At 67.9% G+C, this 20,411-nt stretch carries 22 protein-coding genes and 1 tRNA gene; 10 read left to right on the top strand and 13 right to left on the bottom strand.

What is annotated here, in order from left to right; genetic code table 11:
* The first annotated feature begins 15 nt into the window (after nt 1-15).
* Genes GRI72_RS04935 through GRI72_RS04925 form a run of 3 tightly spaced genes read left to right on the top strand, consistent with a single transcriptional unit; the run spans nt 16 to nt 3,334 of the window.
* Nucleotides 16-2,079 (top strand): TadE/TadG family protein, encoded by a 2,064-nt coding sequence (locus GRI72_RS04935; protein WP_160732825.1) that lies wholly within the window; start codon nt 16-18, stop codon nt 2,077-2,079.
* Nucleotides 2,079-2,663: a TadE family protein gene (locus GRI72_RS04930; RefSeq protein ID WP_160732824.1), complete on the top strand. Its 585-nt coding sequence runs from the start codon at nt 2,079-2,081 to the stop codon at nt 2,661-2,663. Before GRI72_RS04935 ends, GRI72_RS04930 begins: the two co-directional genes overlap by 1 nt.
* Nucleotides 2,654-3,334, top strand: a complete 681-nt coding sequence (locus tag GRI72_RS04925) for a TadE/TadG family type IV pilus assembly protein (RefSeq protein ID WP_160732823.1) — start codon at nt 2,654-2,656, stop codon at nt 3,332-3,334. Before GRI72_RS04930 ends, GRI72_RS04925 begins: the two co-directional genes overlap by 10 nt.
* Nucleotides 3,335-3,417: 83 nt before the next feature.
* Here the strand turns inward: GRI72_RS04925 and GRI72_RS04920 are convergent, their stop codons facing one another.
* From GRI72_RS04920 to GRI72_RS04910, 3 genes are all read right to left on the bottom strand, one after another.
* The gene (locus tag GRI72_RS04920) at nt 3,418-4,800 is read right to left on the bottom strand and encodes a pyruvate dehydrogenase complex E1 component subunit beta (RefSeq protein ID WP_160732822.1); all 1,383 of its coding nucleotides are present in this window, start codon (nt 4,798-4,800) and stop codon (nt 3,418-3,420) included.
* A gap of 3 nt (nt 4,801-4,803) precedes the next feature.
* On the bottom strand, nt 4,804-5,892 hold the full coding sequence (gene pdhA / locus GRI72_RS04915) for a pyruvate dehydrogenase (acetyl-transferring) E1 component subunit alpha (protein ID WP_160732821.1): 1,089 nt from the start codon (nt 5,890-5,892) through the stop codon (nt 4,804-4,806).
* A gap of 171 nt (nt 5,893-6,063) precedes the next feature.
* Nucleotides 6,064-6,387, bottom strand: coding sequence for an FtsB family cell division protein (locus GRI72_RS04910; RefSeq protein ID WP_160732820.1), 324 nt, complete (start codon nt 6,385-6,387; stop codon nt 6,064-6,066).
* 132 nt (nt 6,388-6,519) lie between these two features.
* Here GRI72_RS04910 and hppD point away from each other — a divergent pair, with 132 nt between their 5' ends.
* The 3 genes from hppD to GRI72_RS04895 all read left to right on the top strand — a co-directional run bounded on the left by hppD (nt 6,520) and on the right by GRI72_RS04895 (nt 9,131).
* Complete coding sequence (hppD, locus tag GRI72_RS04905; RefSeq protein ID WP_160732819.1) at nt 6,520-7,641, top strand: 4-hydroxyphenylpyruvate dioxygenase; 1,122 nt, start codon at nt 6,520-6,522, stop codon at nt 7,639-7,641.
* Nucleotides 7,638-8,204: a VOC family protein gene (locus GRI72_RS04900; protein WP_160732818.1), complete on the top strand. Its 567-nt coding sequence runs from the start codon at nt 7,638-7,640 to the stop codon at nt 8,202-8,204. Before hppD ends, GRI72_RS04900 begins: the two co-directional genes overlap by 4 nt.
* A gap of 63 nt (nt 8,205-8,267) precedes the next feature.
* The gene (locus tag GRI72_RS04895) at nt 8,268-9,131 is read left to right on the top strand and encodes a mechanosensitive ion channel family protein (protein WP_337191151.1); all 864 of its coding nucleotides are present in this window, start codon (nt 8,268-8,270) and stop codon (nt 9,129-9,131) included.
* Between the two features lie 62 nt (nt 9,132-9,193).
* Here GRI72_RS04895 and GRI72_RS04890 read toward each other — a convergent pair.
* Together GRI72_RS04890 and GRI72_RS04885 are read right to left on the bottom strand one after the other, a co-directional pair.
* A tRNA-Arg gene (locus tag GRI72_RS04890) sits at nt 9,194-9,270 on the bottom strand.
* Between the two features lie 46 nt (nt 9,271-9,316).
* Nucleotides 9,317-9,751: a (deoxy)nucleoside triphosphate pyrophosphohydrolase gene (locus GRI72_RS04885; RefSeq protein WP_160732816.1), complete on the bottom strand. Its 435-nt coding sequence runs from the start codon at nt 9,749-9,751 to the stop codon at nt 9,317-9,319.
* 76 nt (nt 9,752-9,827) lie between these two features.
* Here GRI72_RS04885 and GRI72_RS04880 point away from each other — a divergent pair, with 76 nt between their 5' ends.
* The gene (locus GRI72_RS04880) at nt 9,828-10,010 is read left to right on the top strand and encodes a Flp family type IVb pilin (protein WP_160732815.1); all 183 of its coding nucleotides are present in this window, start codon (nt 9,828-9,830) and stop codon (nt 10,008-10,010) included.
* A 121-nt stretch (nt 10,011-10,131) separates the two neighbouring features.
* The gene (locus GRI72_RS04875; protein ID WP_160732814.1) at nt 10,132-10,299 is read left to right on the top strand and encodes a Flp family type IVb pilin; all 168 of its coding nucleotides are present in this window, start codon (nt 10,132-10,134) and stop codon (nt 10,297-10,299) included.
* Between the two features lie 82 nt (nt 10,300-10,381).
* On the opposite strand, the gene GRI72_RS04870 is transcribed toward GRI72_RS04875, so the two are convergent.
* The 5 genes from GRI72_RS04870 to GRI72_RS14835 all read right to left on the bottom strand — a co-directional run bounded on the left by GRI72_RS04870 (nt 10,382) and on the right by GRI72_RS14835 (nt 15,793).
* The gene (locus tag GRI72_RS04870; RefSeq protein WP_160732813.1) at nt 10,382-11,857 is read right to left on the bottom strand and encodes a M48 family metalloprotease; all 1,476 of its coding nucleotides are present in this window, start codon (nt 11,855-11,857) and stop codon (nt 10,382-10,384) included.
* Between the two features lie 103 nt (nt 11,858-11,960).
* Nucleotides 11,961-12,908, bottom strand: coding sequence for an acetyl-CoA carboxylase carboxyltransferase subunit alpha (locus GRI72_RS04865; RefSeq protein WP_160732812.1), 948 nt, complete (start codon nt 12,906-12,908; stop codon nt 11,961-11,963).
* Nucleotides 12,909-12,918: 10 nt separating this feature from the next.
* On the bottom strand, nt 12,919-13,800 hold the full coding sequence (locus tag GRI72_RS04860; protein WP_160732811.1) for a tyrosine recombinase: 882 nt from the start codon (nt 13,798-13,800) through the stop codon (nt 12,919-12,921).
* Entirely contained in the window at nt 13,800-15,662 is a 1,863-nt protein-coding gene (locus GRI72_RS04855; RefSeq protein ID WP_160732810.1) for a hypothetical protein, read from the bottom strand. The genes GRI72_RS04860 and GRI72_RS04855 overlap by 1 nt, the downstream gene beginning before the upstream one ends.
* Entirely contained in the window at nt 15,659-15,793 is a 135-nt protein-coding gene (locus GRI72_RS14835; protein WP_272916368.1) for a hypothetical protein, read from the bottom strand. The genes GRI72_RS04855 and GRI72_RS14835 overlap by 4 nt, the downstream gene beginning before the upstream one ends.
* A gap of 75 nt (nt 15,794-15,868) precedes the next feature.
* Here GRI72_RS14835 and GRI72_RS04850 point away from each other — a divergent pair, with 75 nt between their 5' ends.
* Both GRI72_RS04850 and aroB read left to right on the top strand, forming a co-directional pair.
* Nucleotides 15,869-16,438: a shikimate kinase gene (locus GRI72_RS04850; protein ID WP_160732809.1), complete on the top strand. Its 570-nt coding sequence runs from the start codon at nt 15,869-15,871 to the stop codon at nt 16,436-16,438.
* Complete coding sequence (aroB, locus tag GRI72_RS04845) at nt 16,429-17,538, top strand: 3-dehydroquinate synthase (RefSeq protein ID WP_160732808.1); 1,110 nt, start codon at nt 16,429-16,431, stop codon at nt 17,536-17,538. Before GRI72_RS04850 ends, aroB begins: the two co-directional genes overlap by 10 nt.
* Here aroB and GRI72_RS04840 read toward each other — a convergent pair.
* From GRI72_RS04840 to GRI72_RS04830, 3 genes are read right to left on the bottom strand one after another with little or no spacing between them, the layout of a single operon-like run.
* Complete coding sequence (locus tag GRI72_RS04840) at nt 17,524-17,976, bottom strand: DUF488 domain-containing protein (RefSeq protein ID WP_160732807.1); 453 nt, start codon at nt 17,974-17,976, stop codon at nt 17,524-17,526. The two genes, aroB and GRI72_RS04840, sit on opposite strands and share 15 nt — an antisense overlap.
* Nucleotides 17,976-18,347, bottom strand: coding sequence for a tRNA-binding protein (locus GRI72_RS04835; protein WP_160732806.1), 372 nt, complete (start codon nt 18,345-18,347; stop codon nt 17,976-17,978). Before GRI72_RS04835 ends, GRI72_RS04840 begins: the two co-directional genes overlap by 1 nt.
* Nucleotides 18,348-18,351: 4 nt before the next feature.
* Nucleotides 18,352-20,406 (bottom strand): acetyl-CoA carboxylase biotin carboxylase subunit, encoded by a 2,055-nt coding sequence (locus GRI72_RS04830; protein WP_160732805.1) that lies wholly within the window; start codon nt 20,404-20,406, stop codon nt 18,352-18,354.
* Nucleotides 20,407-20,411 lie beyond the last annotated feature (5 nt).

The raw sequence follows: 20,411 nt of genomic DNA, 5'->3' as shown, positions 1-20,411 counted from the left end.
CCATGTAAATTCGCGATGGGCTTACGCAAATGGGCCTATCGCGAAACCGTGGTAAACCATGTCATCACGAAAGGCGCGCGTGCCCTTCGCCTGCCGCGGCTGGCCCGCGACAGGTCGGGCAACACGCTGGCGATCATCGCCGCGGCGCTGGCGCCGATCCTCGCCATGGTCGGCGGCGGGATCGACATGGGCCGCTCCTACCTCGCGCAGAGCCGGCTGCAGCAGGCCTGCGATGCCGGCGTGCTCGCCGCGCGCAAGCGCCTCGGCTCCCAGGCCGCGGCGACGGGGGAAATCTCCGAAGACGTGGCCGATACCGGGCAGCGTTTCTTCAACATCAATTTCCGCGACGGGTCTTATGGCACCGAGAGCCGCTCGTTCGTGATGACGCTGGAGGAAGACTACGCCATCTCCGGCCTGGCGACGGTCGATGTCCCGACCACGATCATGCAGGTCTTCGGTTTCGCGCGCGTGCCCATCCGGGTGGAATGCCAGGCCCAGATCAACTTCCCCAGCACCGACGTGATGATGGTGCTCGACGTCACCGGATCGATGGGGCGCACCAACCCGGGCGACAGCATGCCGCGGATCGACGTGCTGAAGGAAACGGTGATGTCGTTCCACGCCCAGCTCGACGCCGCGGCGCAGGCGGGCGCCCCGGTCCGATACGGCTTCGTGCCCTACTCCACCAACGTCAACGTCCTCCACCTGCTGAAGGACGAATGGGTGGTGGAAGAATGGGGCTACCAGTCGCGCAAGGCGCGCACCGTCGAGGTCGAGTTCCAGCAGACCCGCTATACCGATGCCGCGCCGGTCTCCGGCACGCGGAACGAGACCACCGTCGAAAGCTATCCCGCCGATTTCAACGAGATCAACGGTTATCACTGCTCGTCCCGCCCGGCGAATACCGTGGTGAAGTCGGAGCGGGAGGTCAGCTCGCGCTCGGAAGTCGTCCTCGTTCCGCCGGGCACGCGCACGATCACGACGATCGAGCGGACCCGGAACGGCTCGGCATACGAGGCGCGGCTCACCGGCCGGCAATGCTCGGTCGTGGAGATCGCCTATACCGACTACGTCGACCGCTACGACGAGATCGTCGAGCCCGCGCTGCGGAACGAGGAACGCTGGAAATATGCCCAGTACCTGTTCGACGTCAGCGACTGGCGGGCCGAGGCCAATGGCTGCGTGGAGGAACGCAGCACATACGAGATCGACGATTTCGACAATGTCGATCTCGACCGGGCGCTGGACCTCGATATCGACCTCGTGCCCGGAAGCGATCCCCGCCATCGCAACGGCGGCCTGCTGCGCTCGCTCCTGACCTTCGGCGGCGGCTCGGGCGGCGGTGACGACGATGACGACGACGATGATGACGACGACGATGACGAGGGCGACGACGAGGGCGGTTCCACCTCGCTCCGGTTCGATTCGTCGAAGTGGCGGCCGATGTACCCGGAACGGGTCTTCATCCGCGCGATCAACTGGGACGGTTCGGGCGATTTCCAGCAGGAAAGCTCGACCACGACGGCCAACTATGCCTCCCCCGTGGAGCTGAACTCGGCCCCCTGCCCGCCCCCGGCGCGCAAGCTGGCGACGATGTCGGCCGACGAGCTTGGCGCCTATCTCGCCACGCTGCACCCCCAGGGGAATACCTACCACGACATCGGGATGATCTGGGGCGGCCGGCTGATCTCGCCAACCGGCCTGTTCGCGGAAGAGAACGCCGATCGCGGCGGTTCGCAAACGAGCCGGCACCTGATCTTCCTGACCGACGGGGAGACGGCGCCGCTCGACGTCGCCTATTCCAGCTACGGCGTCGAACCGCTCGACGGCCGGCGCTGGACGCCCGGCTCCCCGATGTCGCTGGCCGAGACGATAGAGCAGCGCTTCCTCTTCACCTGCGGCGAAGTGCGCCGGCGCAACATCACCGTCTGGCTGATCGGTTTCGGGACCGAGCTGACCGACGTCATGCGCCAGTGCGCCGGCGAGGGGCACTACTTCGAGGCCGCCGACGCGGCCGAGCTGAACGCGTCGTTCGCGACGATCGCCGACAGCATCAGCGACCTGCGGGTGAGCAAGTGATGCGCCGCCTTCCCCTTCTCCGCGACCGCCGAGGGGCGACGCTGGTCGAGTTCGCGCTCGTCGCGCCGCTGCTCCTCCTGCTGCTGCTCGGCATGTTCGACATGGGGTACAACTACTACATCCAGTCGCAGCTGCAGGGCGCGGTGCAGCAGGCCGCCCGCGACGCGACGATCGAGGGCGCGGCCGGGCAGGAATCGAAGATCGACGCCCGCGTTGCCCGCGCGGTCCGCCAGATCGTGCCGAGCGCGCGGATATCGTTCTCGCGCAAGGCCTACGCCACTTTCTCCGAGGTCGGCCAGCCGGAGGATTTCAGCGACATCGACGGCAACGGCACCTGCAACGACGGCGAACCGTTCGAGGACGCGAACGACAACGGCACCTGGGACCGCGACCGCGGAACCGACGGCTTCGGCGGCGCGCGCGACGCGGTGCTCTACGTCGTCAGCGTCAGCTACAAGCGCGCCTTCGGGGTCACGGCCTTCGTCGGCTTGCCGGACACGTTCACGACCCAGGCGACGACGCTGCTGCGCAACCAGCCCTATTCCGACCAGGTCGTCTCGGCGACGGTGAGACAATGCCTGTGACCCGCGCCCGCACGTTCCTTTCGCGGCTCGCGCGATCGGTCTCGGGCGCCGCGGTGACCGAGTTCGCGCTGGCCGCGCCGCTACTGATGATGGCGGGCCTCTGGGGCGTGGAATCGGCGCACCGCGCGGTCATGCAGATGCGGCTGAGCCAGGTCGCGATCCTCGTCGCCGACAACGCTTCGCGCGTCGGTGAAAACTCGCTCCTGGGCGAAACGAAGCTGTATGAAAGCGACATCAACGACGTGCTGTACGGCGCGCATGTCCAGGCCGGGCGCAACTTCGATCTCTACACCCACGGGCGGGTGATCCTCTCCAGCCTCGAGGTCGTGCCCGATACCGAGGACCAGCAATATATCCACTGGCAGCGGTGCAAGGGCGAAATGGCCCACCACTCCAGCTACGGCGAGGAAGGCGACGGGCTGGCGCAGGGGATAACGGGCATGGGGCCGCCGGGGGAGGAGATCATCGCGTTCAAGGGCGAGGCGGTGATGTTCGTCGAAGTCGCCTACGAATATCAGCCGCTGATCTCGACCGCCTTCACCCACGCCGAGACGCTGCACGCGACCGCGGCCTTCAACGTGCGCGACAACCGCGACCTGACGCAGGTGTACCAGCGCGATCCCGCGCAACCGACCCCGCGCGCGACCTGCGATCTCTACGAAGGCGTGTGACGCCTATCCGGGCGTGACACGTCCCATCCATGACCGGACGACTGCCGCGGCGGCCGCGACGCGGCGCACCGCCGGGTACACGATCAGACGTAGCAGACTTTCTTCGCCGCCTCGACGATGCGCTCCGCGTCGATCAGGGCCAGCTTCTCGAGGTTGGCCGCATAGGGCAGCGGCACGTCCTCGTTGCAGACCCGCAGGACGGGCGCGTCGAGATGATCGAAGCCGTCCTCCATGCAGATCGCGATCACTTCCGACGCGATCGAGCAGGTCGGCCAGCCTTCCTCGGCGATGACGAGGCGATTGGTCTTGGCCAGGCTTTCGAGGATCGCGTCCCTGTCCAGCGGGCGCAGGGTGCGAAGGTCGATCACCTCGGCATCGATCCCCTCGTCCGCCAGCTGCTCGGCCGCCTCGAGCGCGAAGCCAACGCCGATCGAATAGCTGACGATCGTCACGTCGGCGCCTTCGCGCATGATCCGGGCCTTGCCGATCGGCAGGACGTGGTCGTCCAGCTCGGGCAGTTCGAACGTGCGGCCATAGACCAGCTCGTTCTCCAGAAAGACGACCGGATCTTCGCTGCGGATCGCGGCCTTCAGCAGGCCTTTCGCGTCCGAGCTGTCATAGGGCGCGATGACGATCAGGCCGGGGACGCTAGCATACCACGGACCGTAGTTCTGGCTGTGTTGCGCCGCCACGCGGCTCGCCGCGCCGTTGGGGCCGCGGAAGACCACCGGGCACCGCATCTGGCCGCCGGACATGTAGTTCGTCTTGGCGGCGGAGTTCACGATATGGTCGATCGCCTGCATCGCGAAGTTGAAGGTCATGAACTCGACGATCGGACGCAGTCCGCCCATCGCCGCGCCCGTGCCGATGCCGGCGAAGCCATATTCGGTGATCGGGGTGTCGATCACCCGCTTCGGGCCGAATTCTTCGAGCAGGCCCTGGGTGACCTTGTAGGCGCCCTGGTACTCGGCGACTTCCTCGCCCATGACGAAGACCCGTTCGTCGCGGCGCATTTCTTCCGCCATCGCATCGCGCAGCGCCTCGCGCACGGTGACGCTGGCCATGTTGGTGCCATCGGGAATTTCCGGGTCCGCGCGCGGTTCGCGCCGGGGCCGTTGGGGCGCCGGGCCTGCCGATGCGCCCTCGTCGTCATCGGCCGCGGAGCTTTCTTCCCCTTCATCCGCCGGTTCCGCGGAAGACGCCTCGATATCGCCCACGTCCTCGCCCTCGTCGGCCAGGACCGCGATCACCGTGCCCACTTTCACGTTCTCGGTCCCCTCGGGCACGACGATCTTGCCGACCGTGCCCTCGTCGACCGCCTCGAACTCCATCGTCGCCTTGTCGGTCTCGATCTCGGCCAGGATATCGCCGGAGGAAACCTCGTCGCCCTCCTTGACCAGCCAGCGGGCCAGCGTTCCCTCTTCCATCGTGGGCGAAAGCGCCGGCATCTTCAGTTCGATCGCCATGGCTCAGTACCCCTCCACCAGGACATCGGTGTAGAGTTCGGCCGGCTCCGGCTCCGGCGAATTTTCCGCGAAATCCGCAGCTTCTGCCACGATCTTGCGAATTTCCTTGTCGATCGCCTTCAAGTCGTCCTCGCTCTTGCCCTGCTCGACCAGGGTCTTCTTCAGCCCCTCGATCGGATCCTTGTGCTCGCGAATGTCCTGCACTTCCTCGCGCGTGCGGTATTTCGCCGGGTCGGACATCGAGTGCCCGCGATAGCGATAGGTGTTCAGTTCCATCAGGACCGGGCCCATGCCTTCGCGCACGTGCTTGAAGGCGACTTCGGCCGCGGCGCGCACCTCGAGCACGTCCATCCCGTTCACGTCCATGCCGGGGATGCGGAACGCCGTGCCGCGCCGGTGAAACTCGGTCTCAGCGCTCGAACGGGCGGTGCTGGTGCCCATCGCGTACTGGTTGTTCTCGATCACGAAGACGATCGGCAGCTTCCACAGGCTGGCCATGTTGAACGTCTCGTAGACCTGGCCCTGGTTGGCCGCGCCGTCGCCGAAATAGGCGAGGCACAGGCCGCCGTCCTCGTTGTACTTGTGCGCGAGCGCGAGACCCCCGCCCAGCGCCACCTGGGCGCCGACGATGCCGTGCCCGCCGTAGAACTTGTGCTCGGTGCTGAACATGTGCATCGAGCCGCCCTTGCCCTTGGAGATGCCGGCCTGGCGGCCCGTCAACTCGGCCATGATGACCTTGGGATCGATGCCGTAGGCCAGCATGTGGCCGTGGTCACGGTAACCGGTGATCACGCTGTCGCGATCGTTGTCGAGCGCGCTCTGCAGGCCGATCGCGACCGCTTCCTGCCCGATATAGAGGTGGCAGAAACCGCCGATCAGGCCGAGGCCGTAGAGCTGCCCGGCCTTTTCCTCGAACCGGCGGATCAGCAGCATCTGGCGATAGAACGCGAGCAGCTCGTCCTCCGAAGCGTCGTAACGCTTCGCCTTCTCGAACGCTTCCTGGAGGCTGTGCAGCGCGAAATCGACGTCTTCCGCCGGGCCTTTGCCTTTGTTGCCGGCGGGCGTTTTGCGGGTCTTGGCGGTTCTGGCCAAATCTCTTTCCTCGGTTGTCGCGATCACCTGGGGAGGCGTGCCGTCTCTCGCGGCATGGCCGCCCTATAGGCGCAAGCCGATTGCAGGCGCAACGCCCCGGCGACGCCGTGAATACGAAATTTTGCGGGTGCCGCCGTGCGCCGGGGGGGCGCGATTCCGTAAGGGCGGCGCCTATTCGCCGGTTTCGTCGAGGATCAGCACCAGCTCGTCGGGATGGACGACGTTGAAGTTCTGCCGGAGCTGCTCGCCGACGAGGTCGGGATCGGCCTGCGCGGGATCGAGCAGGTCGACCCGGTTCTTCAGCGCGTCCCGCTCCTCCACCAGTTCGGCGATGCGGGTCTGGCGCTGTTCGAGCAGGCGGGCATTCTCCCCCCAGGCGAGCAGCCCGCTGGGCCCGGCAATGGCAAGCGCCATGAGCAGCAGGAGGATCGCGAGGGCCAGCCCCTGCGTCAACTTCTCCCGGGGGAGAGTGATCCTGTGTCCTTCGCGCGTCATGTCGCGACAGAATCACAGTTTGCCCGTGGATTCAAGGCGTTTGTCGCGATTGGCCGCCTGTCCGGACCCGCCCTTGCGCGCTGGCGCCGAATTGGTTACATATGAAACCAATAACCAAGGAGATAGCTTCAGATGCCCGACCTGTTCGACAACCCCGCCGGCCTTGACGGTTTCGAGTTCGTGGAATTCTGCGCACCCGAAAAGGGCGTGCTCGAACCCGTGTTCGAGGCCATGGGCTTCACCCACGTCGCGACCCACCGCAGCAAGGACGTCCAGCTCTGGCGCCAGGGCGGGATCAACCTGATCACCAATTACGAACCGCGCAGTGCCGCGTGGTACTTCGCGCGCGAGCACGGGCCGTCGGCCTGCGGCATGGCCTTCCGCGTGCGCGACGCGGCCAGGGCGTGGGACCACCTGATGGACAAGGGCGCCGAGCCGGTCCAGGTCGAAACCGGCCCGATGGAACTGCGCATCCCGGCGATCCGCGGAATCGGCGGGGCCATCCTCTACCTGGTGGACCGGTACGAGAACGAGGACGGCGAAGGCCTTTCGATCTACGACATCGACTTCGAATATCTGCCCGGTGTCGAGAAGCACCCGGCCGGTGCCGGCTTCAAGCTGATCGATCACCTGACCCACAACGTCTACGGCGGGCGGATGAAGTACTGGGCGGACTATTACGAATCGCTCTTCAACTTCCAGGAAATCCGCTATTTCGACATCAAGGGCGAATATACCGGCCTGACCTCGAAGGCGCTGACCGCGCCCGACGGCAAGATCCGCATCCCGCTCAACGAGGAAGGCGATGGCGGCAAGGGCCAGATCGAGGAATACCTGCGCGAGTTCAACGGCGAGGGTATCCAGCACATCGCGCTGATCTGCGACGACCTGATCGCCTGCTGGGACAATCTCAAGAAGCTGGGCGTGCCGTTCATGACCGCCCCGCCCGCGACGTACTACGAGATGCTCGACGAGCGCCTGCCCGGCCACGGCGAGGACGCGAAGGAACTGCAGGCGCGCGGCATCCTGCTGGACGGCACGACGGAAGGCGGCCAGCCGCGGCTGCTGCTCCAGATCTTCGCCGAGGCGCAGATCGGGCCGGTGTTCTTCGAGTTCATCCAGCGCAAGGGCGACGAGGGTTTCGGCGAAGGCAACTTCAAGGCCCTGTTCGAGAGCATGGAGCGCGACCAGATCAAGCGCGGCGCGCTGAAGGTCGAGGAGGGCGCGTCCACAGAGGCGGAGCCGGCCGAATGAGCGAGCACCCGATCAGGCTGGGCGGCGTTCACCACGCCGCCTATCGCTGCAAGGACGCGAAAGAGACCGTCGAGTGGTACGAGAAAGTGCTGGGCATGGAATATGTCAGCGCCTTTTCCGAAGACCACGTGCCCTCGACCGGGGAATACGATCCCTACATGCACGTGTTCCTCGACGCCGGGAATGGCAATGTCCTGGCCTTCTTCGAACTGCCGACGCAGAAGGAAATGGGCCGGGACGAGAATACCCCGGCCTGGGTCCAGCACCTGGCCTTCAAGGTCGGCAGCGAGGAAGAGCTTGTCGCCGCGAAGGATCATATCGAGGGGCTCGGCATCGACGTCCTCGGCCCGACGCATCACGGCATCTTCAAGTCGATCTATTTCTTCGATCCCAACGGGCACCGGGTCGAACTGGCCGCCGATATCGGGACCGACGAGCAATATGCCGAACTGAAGCGCGTGGCGATGCCGATGCTCGACGAATGGAGCCGGACCAAGAAGGCCCCGCGCCACGCCGACTGGCTGCACGAGATCGCCCGCCAGGAGCACGCTTCGCGCTCCTAGGAACGATACCGCGCCCCGGCCCGTTCCCTCTGGAGGCAACAGAGGGAGCATTCATTGAACTACGTGCAGGTGCTGCAGGACGAACTGCAGAAAATGGCCCGGGGCGCGGTCGAACTTCTGCCAAACCTGGCCATCGCGGCCGTCGTCCTGGTGGCGACGGCCTTTCTCGCCCGCCTGGCGGTTTCGATCAGCCGGCGGATCGCCGAGCGGTCCAGCGTCCGCAACGACTTGAAGGAGCTGCTCAAGACGCTGAGCAAGCTCGCCGTGTGGATCGTCGGCATACTGCTTGCGCTGACGATCCTGGTACCGGGCTTCACCTTCGGGGGGGTGGTAGCCGGCCTGGGGATCGGCGCCGTGGCGATCGGCTTCGCCTTCCAGGACATCTTCGAGAACTTCCTTGCCGGCGTGCTGATCATGCTGCGCGAGAAGATGCAGCTGGGCGACACGATCGAGGCCGAAGGTATCAGTGGCACGGTGGAGAAGATCACCCTGCGCGAAACCCATGTTCGCCAGTTCTCGGGCGAGCTGACCATCCTGCCCAACTCGATGATCTTCAAGAACGCGGTGAAGATCTTCACCGACCAGGCCCAGCGCCGGTTCGATCTCACGGTCGGCGTCTCCTACGACAGCGACCTCGCCGCCGTGCAGGACATTCTCGCCCGGGCCGTGTCGACGGTGGAAGGGATCGATCGCGAGCGCGGGGCCGAAGTCTATGCCCGCGAGTTCGGCGGCAGCTCGATCGACTTCCTCGTCCGCTGGTGGATCGACACGAACGAGCACAGCCTGTTCGCGGTCCACAACGACGTCGTCTTCGCGATCAAGAAGGCGCTGGACGAAGCCGGGGTCGAAATCCCCTATCCCCACGTGACGCACACTTTCGCAGAGCCGGTCCCCCTGCCCGCCGGCGGAAAGGACAGCGGCGCGTGAATCGCCCGGCGGCGGCGTCCGTGACGGGCGCCGCTGCTGCGATCCTTGGCGAAAGGGGAAAATGGCGCGCCCGAAAGGATTCGAACCTCTGACCCCCAGATTCGTAGTCTGGTGCTCTATCCAGCTGAGCTACGGGCGCGCTTGGAGGGCGCCACATAGGGGCGGCATTCGGCCTTGGCAATCCCCTATTGTCGGGAAAGTTCGGTTCCCGGGGAAAAGAGCCTGTCGCAAAGCGCCACGTCGAGCGGGGGGCGATCGAGCGTCGCGATTTCCGCTGCCGCGAACCAGGCGACCTCGCCGCCTTCCAGAGCCGCCGGCTCCCCGCGCCAGCGCTTGGCGGTGTAAAGAAGAATGACAATGGCCGGCCCGGCCCCGCCGGCCGGGCCCTGGGCGAAGGCGGCAGGGGCCAGCGCAGCCCGATCGACCGCGATGCCCAGCTCCTCGCGAATCTCGCGCACGAGGGCGGCGTCGGGCATCTCGCCGGGTTCGACCTTGCCCCCCGGGAATTCCCACAGGCCGCCGTGGTGCTTGTCGGCCGGGCGCCGGTGCATCAGCCAGCGCCCGTCGTCCCGCTGCAGGGCAAGCGCGGCGACCGCGATCCATGTCGGGGAATTTTCCATCTCGGGCCCGCCTGAAAACCTTTTCTTAACACCTGAGGCCCAAAAGCCCTTCCAGGGACCGTATCGGGGGCGACCAATGCAGTCGAAGCATTTTCTGACACGCATCGGTCGCGACACCCGCGGGGCGACCGCAGTTGAATACGGCCTGATCGTGACCTTGATCGTCGTCGCCTGCATCGGCGCGTTCACGACCGTTGCCGATGAAAGCATCGCGTTGTGGAGCACGGTTTCGACCGAAGTCACGAAGGAAAGAGGCTAGGAGAATATCGGGCCCGCCAGCCCTTAGCATTTTGTCAATTCTCCCCGCGTATTTCCAACAATTGCTCGTTCCGCGTTTTGGAAAGAGTTCGGGTATCGAAGACTGGACCAGGAGACTATACATGAAGTTCATCAACAAGCTGCTCCGCGACGAGCAGGGCGCCACCGCCATCGAATACGGCCTCATCGCCGCCCTGATCGCCGTTGCCGCGATCACCGCCATGTCGACGCTGGGCGACAACCTCTCGGCCACTTTCTCGGCCGTTTCGGACGACCTCGTCGCGGCCTGATCGGCGACGAACCTAGACACGCGAAGGGCGGCGGGAGCGATCCCGCCGCCCTTTTCGCGTCGGCTTGCGGCGCGGCGCGAGGTCAGGTGCCGCGAACGACGATCTTGACCTTCTGCCCGGCACGCAGCGTATCGCGCGAGCCGAGGCCGTTCAGGACGCGGAAGCGCTGTTCCTTCGCGTTGTCGTAGGCCATGCGGTTCGCCAGCGACGAAACCGTTTCGCCGCTGCGTACCGTCACCACATCAATCCGCCGCGGAACGACCCGGCTCGCCTCGGCCTGGCTGATTCGCCGCATCGAGTTGAACATCGGCGTGAACACGCCCGACCGGCCCGCCTGGCTGATCGTGGCGAAGTGATAGGCCTGGCCGTTCGAGAACTCGTAAGCGAAGACGACCACGTCGACCTGGCCATTGCCGCTGTTGACCCGCGCCGTGCCATAGGCGGCCGGCAGGCCGTTCACGGTCGTGCGTTGCAGGCTCGCCGGGGCCAGGGCCTGGCCGCTGCCGCCCAGCGCGCGGAAGACGTTCCGGACGTAGTTGGAAAGGTTCCCGTCATAGGGCCCGGTGCTCAGCTGGCCCTGCCCGCTCTGGCCGTTGATCGACACCGCGCGCGTGCCGTTGACCATGTAGAAGCCCTGCGGCGCGGTGAATGCCAGCCGCAGCTCGGGATGGATGAACTGCCGGCCCTCGATAATGCCCTGTTCCGGGTCGTCGCCATAGACCAGCCCGTCGATCCGCGCGAGGAAGGTGTCGCGGTTGGTCACGCCGGTGCGGTCGCCCGCCATCTGCCGCGCGGTCTGCACCCGGCTGGCCGGGTCGGGGTGGGTCGAAGCCCATTCGGGCAAAGTCGCGTCTCCGCGCCCTTGCAGCGAGGCATCGAGAGCGTTCTGGGCCGCAAGGCTCTGCAGCACCGTCGCCATTGCGCGCGGATCGTAGCCGGCCCGGGTCAGGTAGGTTACGCCGAGCTGGTCGGCCTCCAGCTCCTGACTGCGCGAGAAGCGCAGCGTGAGGAGTTGCGAACCCTGGAGGAACCCGCGCGAGAGCCGCTGCCCGATGCCGCTGTCGCCCAGGAAAATGCCCGAGAGGATCGCGCCTGCCGCGCCGAGCAGCGTGTTGCGCTGCGCGCGCGCCTGGCGCCGCTGCGAATGGCGCGCGGCGACATGGCCCACCTCGTGCCCGAGCACGCCGGCCAGTTCCGCCTCGTTGTTCATCAGCGTGACCAGCTGGCGCGTGGTGTAGACATAGCCGCCCGGAATCGCGAAGGCGTTGTTCACCGAGCTGTTGAGCAGGGTGACGGTGAAATCGGATGCCGCGTTGCCGAGGCCGGACTGGACCGCGATGTTGCGCCCGACCTGCTGGACGTATTGCGCGTGCGAGCCGGTCATCGCGCCGCCGAATTCGGCGAGGAGCTTGGGATGCGCCTCGGCCCCGGTCTGGGCTTCGGACTGGGTGATCGGCGTCGATGCGCTGGGGATATTGCCCCCCGCCCCCATGCAGGAGGCCAGGACGAGCGGCAGGGCCGCGGTGCAACCGAGTGCGATCTTCTTCAGGCGGGGCATGGGATCTCGTCTCCTCCGGGCAGGCGCGGCATGCTTGCGGCCGCTGCAATCCATCCTGCGGAACGAACCCCTTCGGCGAGCCCTTGGTTCCCGCCTGCCCCGATCAGGCGCCGCCGATCCGCAGGAAGCGTTCCTCGCGCGCGCGGCGCAGCTCGTCGGCGGAGCGGCCGGCCAGGGCGTCGAGTTCCTCGCCGATCGCCTGCGCCAGGCTGCCCGCAGCGGTCGCGGGATCGCGGTGCGCGCCGCCGACAGGCTCGGGCACGATGCGATCGATCACGCCCAGCTTTTCGAGGTGCTGCGCGGTCACTTTCATCGCTTCGGCCGCGTCGGGCGCCTTTTCCGCCGTGCGCCAGAGGATCGACGCGCAGCCTTCGGGCGAGATGACCGAGTAGATCGCGTGCTCGAACATCAGGACCCGCTCGGCACTGGCGAGCGCGACCGCGCCGCCCGATCCGCCTTCGCCGACGATCGTCGCGACCATCGGCACCGGAAGCGCGAGGCACGCCTCGGTCGAGCGGGCAATGGCCTCCGCCTGGCCGCGCTCCTCCGCCTCCACCCCGGGAAAGGCACCCGAGGTATCGACCAGCGTCACGACCGGCAGGCCGAAGCGCCCGGCCATTTCCATCAGGCGGATCGCCTTGCGGTAACCTTCGGGCTTGCCCATGCCGAAGTTGTGCCGCAGCCGGCTCTCGGTATCGTTGCCCTTCTCGTGCCCGATCAGCATGACGCGCCGCCCGCCGAGACGGGCAAACCCGCCCAGGATCGCTTCGTCCTCGCCGTAATAACGGTCGCCGCCGAGCGGGATGAACTCGTCGAACGCGTGGTGGACGAGGTCGCGGAAATGCGGCCGCGCCGGATGACGGGCGACTTGCGTCTTCTGCCACGGCGTCAGCGCGGCATACGTGCTGGCGAGCAGGTCGGCGCTCTTGCGCTCGAGCCGCCGGAGCTCGGCCGAGATATCGACGTCGTCGCCTTCGGCCGCGGATCGAAGCTCGGCAATGCGTGCTTCCAGCTGCGCGACAGGCTTCTCGAATTCGAGGTAGGAAATCATGGCTCTGCGCCTAGTCACGGCGGCCGCGATCGGCAAGGGGATGGCGCTGGTTTACCAGCGCGACCAGGCGCGCGCTGTCGACGTGGGTATAGATCTGCGTCGTCGCGATATCGGCGTGCCCGAGCAGCGACTGGAGAACCCGGAGGTCCGCCCCACCCTCCAGCAAGTGGGTGGCGAAGGCATGCCGCAGGACATGGGGGCTGACCTTTTCCGGGGCCAGGCCGGCGCGGGCGGCGAGGGCCTTCAGGATCTGGAACAGCCGGACCCGCGTCAGGTGCGCGCCCCCTCGCGAGGGGAAGAGGTAACGCCCGCCCGCCGGGCGCAGGGCCAGCCAGCGCGACAGCGCCTGCCGCGCCCGGCCGCCGACCGGCACCATGCGCGCCTGCCCCCCCTTGCCGCTCACGGTCAGGAACGGCGCATCGCGCGGAACGGCCGCCAGCGGCAGCGACACGAGCTCGCTGGCCCGCAGGCCGGAGCCGTAGAGCAGCTCGAGCAGGGCCAGCTGCCGGACGGCGAGCGGCTTGTCGCCGGAAGCTTCCTCCTCCGCGCGCCGGAACAGCGCCTCCACCTCGCCGTGGTCGAGAACCCTGGGCAGCGGGCGGCGCGTCGCAGGACGCGGCAGCGCGGGCGAGGGATCGTCTTCGCGCAGGCCCTCGTCCACCAGGAAGCCGTAGAACTGGCGCAGGGCCGATACCTTGCGCGCGACCGTGGACGGCGCGAGGTCCGCCCAGGCCCGGCCCAGGCGGGCGAGATCGTCGCGCCCGGCGCTGTCGAGCGGGCCGACGGCCTCGCTTGCCCCTTCGAGATCGCGCCGATAGGCGGCCAGGGTATTGGCGGCCGCGCCCCGCTGGGCCGCGAGCATGGCGAGGAAATCCTCGACCGCGGCGGTCATCAGGCCCGCGCCACGGCCTCCGCCGCGATCATGCGCGCCTCCGCCGAGAGGCCGACGCGGTTGAGCGAATCGACGATGCGGAACAGGTGGCGCGCGGTCATCCGGTCCCACCCGTCGCCCTGCATCCCCAGGCCCGCGAGCAGCGCGACGAGCGCGGCATTGTCCACTTCGGCCGCGCGGTCGATCGTGCGGGTCCAGCGGGTATGGCGATCGAGATCGAGCGCGAGGCGATCGGCGAACGATCGCCGCGTGTCGCCATCGATCCGGCCCAGCCCGGCGAGCGCGGCGACGAGAAAGCGCGACTTGCGCTGGCCCGCGCTGTCGTCGTCATCGACGAAGGCGTCGAGCGCGCCGCTCGAGACCGCGCTTTCGCCCGGTTCCGCGAGGGCGAGAAGGGCCCAGGCCTGGCTGCCTTCCTCGACCACGCCCGACCATTCCATCGCGTCGCGATCGAGCCCGGCGGTGAGCATCGAGGCGATCAGCGCCGGCGCATCTGCGGCCCACTGGCTCGACGGCGCGAGCCGCGCGGCGGCATAGGCGGTCAGGACCTGCAGGCCGTGATCGCGCTCGTCCATGCCCCAGATCGTCCGCATCGCCTCGACCCGTTCGGCGGCCGTCGGCGCGGCATAGGCCGTGCGCAGGGTGGCGGCCGTTTCCGCGGCCTCTCCCTCGGCGCCGTCGGCCAGGACCTGGCTGTAGAGGCTGACGATCGCGGAAGCGGACAGGATGCCCTCCCCCGCGGCCGCCAGCGCGCCGGGTGCCCGCTGCGCGGGTGCCAGCATCGGCGAGATCGCGGAGACGCGCTGGTAATAGGGCGCCGGTTCGGCCAGCAGCGATTCGGGGATCTCGGCACCGACGGCCGTGGCCAGCGCGTAACGCCAGGGGGTGATGTCCTCCACCTCGTCCCATTCGAGGTGAACCGCCCGCCGCCCGGCCCCGGCCGCGCCGGCATGGCGCTGGGCCAGGAGCACGTCGATCGCAGGCGCCGTCCCGCGCGAGAGCGCGCGGCTCAGCTCGGTGCCGGCGCGCACCCCCTGCCCGGCGTAGGCGGAACAGATCGAGCGCCAGAGCTGCCATTGCCCGTCCTCGCGCGCATTGCCCTGCAGCTGGATCGCCGGGCAGGCGCCGACAATGTCGGCCGTGGCGATATAGGCATCCAGCGCGGCATCGGTCAGCGCATCGTTCCAGTTGGCCGTGTCGATATCCTGCACGATCGCGCGCGCGGCGGTGTATTCGCCCAGCGCATTGAGCGTCGCGGCCCTCAGCGCGGCGAACTCCACCGGGTCCATCCCCCCGGGCGCGGCGAGGCGGCTGGCGAGGGCCCGGCGCACGAGGATATGGCCCCAGCGCGAGACCAGCGGGCCGCGCGTCCCGGCCAGGACCGCGCGCACCAGCGATTCGGGCTGCGCCGCGAGCGAGGCGGTTGCGAAGCCGCCTTCGCGCGGGCCGATCACGCCGATCCTTTCGAGCGAGCGGCGCGCGGCAGGCGGGATGTCGAACCGCGGTTTCAGCCCCAGCAGCTCGTCGAGCGCATCGGTGTCCATCGCCTCCAGCTCCTCCAGCGAGGGGAGTTCGTCGGGCAGGTCGATCGACGGCGCGGGGGCCGGTGCGGAAGGGCCATCCTGCGGCAGGGGCTGGACGACCGGCGAACTCGTGCCGGGCGCGGAAGGCGTCGGGGCGGCGGTGGGGGTTGCCGTCGGGCGCGCGGTCGGGGCCGGGCTTGGCTGGACCGGGCTTGGCTGGGCCGGCGGCGGAGGGTCGTCGAACCCGGGCGGCAGCAGCGATTCCGGCGCGTCCTGCGCCAGGACGAGCGTGGAGCTGAGCGCCAGCAGGGCCGCGCCTGTCGCGAGCGCGCCCTTCATCGCGCAGCCCCGGGCAGCGCGACCGGCTGTGCAATGGGCCGCAGCGGCTCTTCCCCGCCGTCGATCCATGCATAGAGCACCAGCGCGGCAACCAGCACCACGATCGCCCCCACGGCACGCCTACCCGTCATTGCCAATCCAGCGGACCTTTCCTGCACACCCTGCATGGTTGCGCGGCATCTAGCCCATCTATAGGCGAAGCGGCAATGACCCATGCCGCCGAAAAGCTCAGCGATGCAGAGATTGCGCGGATCGCCCACCGGATCGATCGGCCGGTGGCGCTGGTCGGGCTGATGGGCGTGGGCAAGTCCACCGTCGGGCGCAAGCTCGCCGCCCTGCTGGGCAAGGACTTCGTCGATGCCGACGAGGAGATAGAGGCCGCGGCGCAGATGAGCGTGTCCGACATCTTCGACCGTTTCGGCGAACCCTATTTCCGCGACGGAGAGCGCCGGGTGATCGCCCGCCTGATCGAGGATCGCCGCGGCGTGATCGCGACCGGGGGCGGCGCGTTCGTGAACGGGGAAACGCGCGCCCTCCTGCTGGACCAGGCGGCCGTGGTGTGGATCGACTGCGATATCGATACCCTGGTGGAACGCACCACGCGCCGCGACGTGCGCCCCCTCTTGCGCGAAGGCGACCCGCACGAGATCCTTTCGCGCCTGCACCGCGAACGCGAACCGTTCTACTCGCAGGCCCATATCCGAATCACTGGCGAAAACGGCCCGCACGTCGATACGGCGATGGCCATTATCGGAGCACTCGACCGATGGCTGTAGTCCCCGTCAAACTGGGCGGACGATCCTACGACGTGCATATCGGGCCCGGCCTCCTGGCCGATGCCGCGGCCCATTGCGCGCCGCTGCTGCGCAAGCGGGCCGTCTCGATCGTCACCGACGCCAATGTCGCCGGCCACTGGCGCGAGCCGGTGGAACGGTCGTTCGCGGCGGGCGGGATCGCGACGCGCTGGCTCGTCCTCGATCCCGGCGAATCGGCCAAGAGCTGGCAGGGGCTGGCGACGGTGGTGGACTGGCTGCTCGCCGGCCAGGTCGAGCGGGGCGATCACGTCGTCGCGCTGGGCGGCGGGGTCATCGGGGACCTGGTGGGCTTCGCCGCCGCGATTCTCAAGCGTGGATGCCATTTCATCCAGCTCCCGACCTCGCTCCTCGCGCAAGTGGACAGCTCGGTCGGCGGCAAGACCGCGATCAATACCGGCGCGGGGAAGAACCTGGTCGGCGCCTTTCACCAGCCCTCGCTGGTGCTGGCGGACCTTTCCGCCCTCGGCACCCTGCCCGGCCGGCAGGTGCGCGCCGGCTATGCCGAAGTGCTGAAATACGGCGTTCTCGGCGATCGCGCGTTCTTCGACTGGCTGGCCGACAACGGCCCGCGCGTGATCGCGGGGGAGAGCGAGGCGCTGGAACATGCCGTCGCCACCAGCGTCGCGGCCAAGGCCCGGATCGTCGCCGAGGACGAACGCGAGACGGCCGACCGGCGCGCGCTGTTGAACCTCGGCCATACTTTCGGCCACGCGCTGGAGGCCGAAACGGGCTTTTCCGATCGCCTGCTGCACGGGGAGGCGGTGGCGCTGGGAATGGTGCTGGCCGCGCGCTATTCGGCGCGCATCGGGCTTATGTCCGCGGACGAAGCGGCGCGCGTGACCGCGGCCGTCGATGCCGCGGGCTTGCCGGGAGAGATCGCCGCGCTCGGCCTCGACTGCGACGGGCGGCGCCTTGCCGACCATATGCTGCACGACAAGAAGATGGACGCCGGCACCCTGCCCTTCATCCTGCTGAAGGGGATCGGCGCGGCCTTCGTGGACCGCGATGTCGCGCTGGCCGACGTGGCCGCCTTCCTCGACGAACAGCTACGCGCGCACTAGCTCGGGCTGGAGATCGACCTGCTCGAAATCGGAGAACAGCGCCGCGACCAGCAGGTTGCGATGGCATTCGCAGGCCTGGCGTTCGTAACACAGCAGCGCCACCCGGCGGGTTTCGGCCAGGGCGCGCAGCTCGGCCATCTGGGCCAGCGCCTCGGGCAGTTCGAGCTGGCCGGAATAGATCCGATCGAGCGCGGCGAGGTCGCCCCGCCGCGCCGCCGCGCGCCCTTCGGACGGGGTGCCGAGATGGCGGAAATGGCGATAGCCGATCCCCGCCTCCTCCACCGCGGCGCGCAGGCTGTTCTTGGAGAAGCCCGGCCTGCGCGACAGCGGCAGGTACCGCACGTCGACGAGAACCTCGACCCCCGCCTTGGCCAGGCATTCGACCAGCGCGGCCTGGGTGACCTGCTCGTAGCCGATCGTCCAGACGCGCCGGGCCATCAGAACAGGCGCGACCCGTTCGGCACCGGCCTGTCCGGCTGGAACAGCACGACTTCGCCGTTCTCGTCGGCGAACCCGAGCGTCAGGACTTCGGACATCATCGGCCCGATCTGCCGCGGCGGAAAGTTGACCACCGCCGCGACCTGGCGGCCCTCCAGCTCCTCCGGCGCGTAGTTCGCGACGATCTGGGCGGAACTCTTCTTCTCGCCTATCGCCGGCCCGAAATCGATCCGCAGCCGGTAACTCGGCTTGCGCGCCTCGGGAAAAGGCTCGACCGAAACGATCGTGCCGACGCGGATGTCGGCCTTCAGGAAAGTCGCGAAATCGGTCTGCTCCGCCGCGGGAGCGTCGGGCGCATGGCTGAGATGCATCGTCCTATTCCAGCTCCAGTATGACCTCGTCCACCGCGAGGCTGTCGCCCTCGCCGGCGTTGATCCTGCCGACGATGGCCTGCTTCTCGGCGCGCAGGATGTTTTCCATCTTCATCGCCTCGACCGTCGCCAGCGGCTGGCCGGGCTGGACCTCGTCGCCTTCCGCCACGTGCAGCTTCACCAGGAGGCCCGGCATCGGGCAGATCAGCATCTTCGAAAGGTCGGGCGGCTCCTTCTCGATCATGTGGCCGGCGAGATGCGCGATCCGGCTCTGCAGGATCCGCAGGTGATGCGTCGCGCCGCGCGTCGTGACAGCATAGCCGGTGCGCGTCGGCCGCAACTGCAGGGTCAGCCACTCGCCGTCCCCCTCCTCGCTCCCGCCGTATTCGACCGAGACCGTCGCGTCGCCGGGCGTGTATTCCATCTCCAGCATGACCGGCTCGCCATCGACGGTGATCGCGTCCTCGCCCAGGCGCACCTCATAAGTGGAGGAGCCTTCCTCGCGCTCGCCGATCCGCACGGTCCAGTCGCCGGGGGCGTAGAACGCGCTGTCGAGCTGCTGGTCGATCCGGCGCGCGCGGTCGGCATCGGCGGTGGCGATCACCCCGCCCACCGCGGCCAGCACGCGCTTGAGCTCGTCCGAAGCGGGCGCGCCGGCGAAGCCTTCCGGATATTCCTCGGCGATGAAGCCGGTCGTCAGTTCGCCCGAGCGGAACCGCGGGTGCTGCATGATCGCGTTGAGGAAATCGACGTTGTGGCCCAGCCCCTCGATCCGGAAGGCGTCGAGCGCGGCGACCTGCAGGTCGGCCGCCTCGTCGCGGGTCGCGCCCCAGGTGACGAGCTTGGCGATCATCGGGTCGTAGAACATCGAGACTTCGCCGCCTTCGAACACGCCGTCGTCCACGCGCACGCCGTCCACGCCGCGGCGGCCGTTCGCCTGCCCGTCGTCGGCCCAGGGCTCGACCGGCGGCTGGTAACGCACGAGGCGCCCGGTGGACGGGAGGAAGCCGCGATAGGGGTCTTCGGCATAGACGCGGTTCTCGATCGCCCAGCCGTCGATTTTCACGTCGTCCTGCGCGATCGCCAGCTTCTCGCCCGCGGCGACGCGGATCATCTGTTCGACCAGGTCCACGCCGGTGATCGCCTCGGTGACCGGATGCTCCACCTGCAGGCGCGTGTTCATCTCGAGGAAGTAGAAGCTTTCCCCGGTCTTGTCGGCGCCGCTGACGATCAGTTCGACCGTGCCCGCGCTGTAATAGCCGACGGCCTTCGACAGCGCGACGCACTGTTCGCCCATCGCCTTGCGCATCTTCGGCGTCACGAACGGCGACGGCGCCTCTTCGACCACCTTCTGGTGGCGCCGCTGGATCGAGCATTCGCGTTCGTTCAGGTAGATCACGTTGCCGTGCTGGTCGCCGAGGATCTGGATCTCGATATGGCGCGGATCCTCGATAAACTTCTCGATGAAGACGCGGTCGTCGCCGAAGGAATTGAGCCCTTCGCGCTTCACGCTCTCGAAGCCCTCGCGTACGTCCTTCTCGCTATAGGCGAGGCGCATGCCCTTGCCCCCGCCGCCGGCGCTGGCCTTCATCATCACCGGGTAACCGATGTCGTTGGCGATCTCGACCGCGTGATCGGTATCGCGGATCTCGCCGACGAAGCCGGGGACGACGTTCACCCCCGCCTCGCGCGCGATCTTCTTCGATTCGATCTTGTCGCCCATCGCCGCGATCGCCTCGGCCGGCGGCCCGATGAAGGCGATTCCCTCCTTCGCCAGCGCCTCGACGAAGCTCGCGCGTTCGGACAGGAAGCCGTAGCCCGGGTGCACCGCCTCCGCCCCGGTTTGCTTGCAGGCGGCGATGATCCTGTCGGCGACGAGATAGCTCTCGGATGCCTGCGCCGGGCCGATATGCACGGCCTCGTCGGCCATGCGGACGAAGGGCGCGCGGGCATCGGCGTCCGAATAGACGGCCACGGTGGCAATGCCCATGCGCCGGGCGGTCTTGATGACCCGGCAGGCGATTTCGCCGCGATTGGCAATGAGGATCTTCTTGAACATCGTCG

Origin of the sequence: Pelagerythrobacter marinus, assembly GCF_009827515.1 — a bacterium.
Classification (GTDB): Bacteria; Pseudomonadota; Alphaproteobacteria; order Sphingomonadales; family Sphingomonadaceae; genus Pelagerythrobacter; species Pelagerythrobacter marinus.
The sequence above is the reverse complement of the archived record's forward strand: the minus strand, read 5'-3'. Positions and strand labels throughout refer to the sequence as shown.

Bases quoted from the DNA above. Each gene is read 5' to 3' on its own strand.
- GRI72_RS04935 (WP_160732825.1), top strand. From the start codon at position 16: ATGGGCTTACGCAAATGGGCCTATCGCGAAACCGTGGTAAACCATGTC.
- GRI72_RS04930 (WP_160732824.1), top strand. From the start codon at position 2,079: ATGCGCCGCCTTCCCCTTCTCCGCGACCGCCGAGGGGCGACGCTGGTC.
- GRI72_RS04925 (WP_160732823.1), top strand. From the start codon at position 2,654: ATGCCTGTGACCCGCGCCCGCACGTTCCTTTCGCGGCTCGCGCGATCG.
- GRI72_RS04920 (WP_160732822.1), bottom strand. From the start codon at position 4,800: ATGGCGATCGAACTGAAGATGCCGGCGCTTTCGCCCACGATGGAAGAG.
- GRI72_RS04910 (WP_160732820.1), bottom strand. From the start codon at position 6,387: ATGACGCGCGAAGGACACAGGATCACTCTCCCCCGGGAGAAGTTGACG.
- hppD (WP_160732819.1), top strand. From the start codon at position 6,520: ATGCCCGACCTGTTCGACAACCCCGCCGGCCTTGACGGTTTCGAGTTC.
- GRI72_RS04900 (WP_160732818.1), top strand. From the start codon at position 7,638: ATGAGCGAGCACCCGATCAGGCTGGGCGGCGTTCACCACGCCGCCTAT.
- GRI72_RS04885 (WP_160732816.1), bottom strand. From the start codon at position 9,751: ATGGAAAATTCCCCGACATGGATCGCGGTCGCCGCGCTTGCCCTGCAG.
- GRI72_RS04880 (WP_160732815.1), top strand. From the start codon at position 9,828: ATGCAGTCGAAGCATTTTCTGACACGCATCGGTCGCGACACCCGCGGG.
- GRI72_RS04875 (WP_160732814.1), top strand. From the start codon at position 10,132: ATGAAGTTCATCAACAAGCTGCTCCGCGACGAGCAGGGCGCCACCGCC.
- GRI72_RS04870 (WP_160732813.1), bottom strand. From the start codon at position 11,857: ATGCCCCGCCTGAAGAAGATCGCACTCGGTTGCACCGCGGCCCTGCCG.
- GRI72_RS04865 (WP_160732812.1), bottom strand. From the start codon at position 12,908: ATGATTTCCTACCTCGAATTCGAGAAGCCTGTCGCGCAGCTGGAAGCA.
- GRI72_RS04860 (WP_160732811.1), bottom strand. From the start codon at position 13,800: ATGACCGCCGCGGTCGAGGATTTCCTCGCCATGCTCGCGGCCCAGCGG.
- GRI72_RS04855 (WP_160732810.1), bottom strand. From the start codon at position 15,662: ATGAAGGGCGCGCTCGCGACAGGCGCGGCCCTGCTGGCGCTCAGCTCC.
- GRI72_RS14835 (WP_272916368.1), bottom strand. From the start codon at position 15,793: ATGACGGGTAGGCGTGCCGTGGGGGCGATCGTGGTGCTGGTTGCCGCG.
- GRI72_RS04850 (WP_160732809.1), top strand. From the start codon at position 15,869: ATGACCCATGCCGCCGAAAAGCTCAGCGATGCAGAGATTGCGCGGATC.
- aroB (WP_160732808.1), top strand. From the start codon at position 16,429: ATGGCTGTAGTCCCCGTCAAACTGGGCGGACGATCCTACGACGTGCAT.
- GRI72_RS04840 (WP_160732807.1), bottom strand. From the start codon at position 17,976: ATGGCCCGGCGCGTCTGGACGATCGGCTACGAGCAGGTCACCCAGGCC.
- GRI72_RS04835 (WP_160732806.1), bottom strand. From the start codon at position 18,347: ATGCATCTCAGCCATGCGCCCGACGCTCCCGCGGCGGAGCAGACCGAT.
- GRI72_RS04830 (WP_160732805.1), bottom strand. From the start codon at position 20,406: ATGTTCAAGAAGATCCTCATTGCCAATCGCGGCGAAATCGCCTGCCGG.